The sequence below is a fragment of the Acinetobacter sp. 1542444 genome (genome assembly GCF_000581835.1).
Classification (GTDB): Bacteria; Pseudomonadota; Gammaproteobacteria; order Pseudomonadales; family Moraxellaceae; genus Acinetobacter; species Acinetobacter pittii.
Genome location: NZ_JEYA01000012.1, coordinates 1 through 2,047 on the forward strand (window position 1 = coordinate 1; position 2,047 = coordinate 2,047).

The window sequence follows — 2,047 nt, forward strand, 5'->3', positions numbered from 1 at the left end:
CCTGCCATTATTAATCAGAAAATTTATACTTTCGCCAACCAGCCGCATGAGATTTTAGGATATTTACAACATCCGTCGGTTATAAAGGCAATTATTGAACCTTTTCAGAAAAATGAGGGCTAAATGTATATATTTTCTACAATTTGAGTTATTTTTAATCGCTTGACTGTTTTTTTTAATATTTCTTCAGAAAACTATTTGACACTTTTATTAAATCGACCTAATATACGCCCACCTCTGAAACGTCCCTATCGTCTAGAGGCCTAGGACATCGCCCTTTCACGGCGGTAACCGGGGTTCGAATCCCCGTAGGGACGCCAATATTTTTCAGATGTATGCCTCATATAAGTCCCTATCGTCTAGAGGCCTAGGACATCGCCCTTTCACGGCGGTAACCGGGGTTCGAATCCCCGTAGGGACGCCAAATTCTAAAAAGCCACTGCATAAAGTCAGTGGCTTTTTTCTTGCCTAAAAAAATAAAAAGCCAATCAATGATTAGCTTTTCATATGTTCTATCAACCCGCAATTCCCACTTGTACTTCAAGGCGACCTGACTGCACTCGTAGTCCTCTAATTTCAAACTGATCTACGAGCTGCTGCACAAGCTCGCGACTTTCTCTCAAAATATTCAAGCCTGGTAAAATACTAAAATCAGTCAAACTTAAAAGCTTTTCAACCATCCATGAACGGTTGTTAATAAAGTCAATAAATCCTGCTTGCTCTAGGTCAATAAACCACATGCGATGCCCATCGCGTTGGATTCCGGGAATATCGCCAATCAAGTGATTAATGAGTGATGGAATAGGCAACATATTTACGACTTCGAAACCAACTCGACCAATATGGCGCACAGCCCAATTTGACAAGGTGCCGCCATGTCGAATCTGAACATCAAGACTTTCATCCATTTGTCGTAAGCGTAAGAATTTTTCCTGCCCAATACGACATTCCAATACTTTAAAATCTAAACTCAAACGATACATGAAGCGATGATAATGCCCATCGATCTCGACTTGGAAACTGTCATTGCCGCACTTGATTTTAATATCATCAATTTCTGAGCGATCAATGCGCTTACGAATTTGATTATTTAATAACATTTCGGGTAAGTACAACGTTAAGGTACTTTTGCCCAAAAAAGTTCGCGCCATAATCAACGCGACTTGGCGTGCTGTTTCACTGGTTTCAGACACCATATCTCTTACCGTGCCTGCTGCCAGATTTGTCATTCCGACAACTCCACGTCGTGTATGAGTAGTTACTTGATCGAGCGCGTCCAAAGCAGCATCAGCAACCTCTGCAATATTACGTGTCGTGTCGCTAGCAAACCCAACTGCATCTTGGGCATGTTGCAATGTCTTATGCAGTAATCGACGAGATAATGACGGTTTAGCGGTATCTGGGGTAGCTAAAACCGATGCTGTCGTTGTAGGCTGCGACTTATTGTCATCTTGTTGACCCAAGTCCCTCTCTCCTTTTTATATTTATCCCACATCCTATTCGAGTATTTAAGCTCATTTATTGTGCTAATCACACTTCATTTTTCTGTAGATTAGCATGCTCTACAATATTATTTTAATTTTTATGTGTACGGATAAATCATCTGTTTTTTATATTTCTTTGTTTATTCATAAGTAATTTTTCTGCTAACTCAACGCATTTCATCGATATCTTACAAATTTTTTTCTTTCTGCACATTTCCGTTAGAATAGATTCAAACTAAATGTGGAGTTCTCATGCAATATCGTTGCCCTAAATGTCAAAGTGTTAAAATTATGCCTGTGAGCCAAGGCGTGAACAGCGCAAAACCTGTCGTTCCTAAAAGTCTGGTTATCTTGATTCCTGCAATTTTTGTGCTTTTACTGTTAGTAGTCATTAGCATCTTTATGTGGATTTTTGGCAATGGTGCAGGTAGTTCTCTTCAAATTGCAACAGTAGTTGCATTTGTGGTTACTGTAGGGGCAGGTTTTATGTTCTGGCGTGATTTGCCTGATTTTAAACTGTCTATGCAAGCATTTATGCAGTCACAAAAACACTGGAAATGCCG

Annotated in this window: 2 protein-coding genes, 2 tRNA genes and 1 pseudogene; 4 read left to right on the forward strand and 1 reads right to left on the reverse strand. The window is 39.9% G+C overall.

Annotated elements, in window-relative coordinates:
* The 3 genes and pseudogenes from J580_RS23885 to J580_RS22530 all read left to right on the forward strand — a co-directional run.
* Positions 1-123 (forward strand): annotated as a pseudogene (locus J580_RS23885) (hypothetical protein); the annotation flags it as partial.
* A 121-nt stretch (positions 124-244) separates the two neighbouring features.
* Positions 245-320: transfer RNA gene (locus J580_RS22525), tRNA-Glu, on the forward strand.
* A 28-nt stretch (positions 321-348) separates the two neighbouring features.
* Positions 349-424 (forward strand) — tRNA-Glu (locus J580_RS22530).
* 91 nt (positions 425-515) lie between these two features.
* Here the strand turns inward: J580_RS22530 and J580_RS22535 are convergent.
* Entirely contained in the window at positions 516-1,463 is a 948-nt protein-coding gene (locus J580_RS22535) for a hypothetical protein (RefSeq protein ID WP_032004905.1), read from the reverse strand.
* 273 nt (positions 1,464-1,736) lie between these two features.
* Between J580_RS22535 and J580_RS22540 the strand changes: the two genes are divergently transcribed.
* Positions 1,737-2,047 (forward strand): hypothetical protein (locus J580_RS22540; RefSeq protein WP_050675769.1); only part of this gene is annotated, 311 nt, incomplete at its 3' end.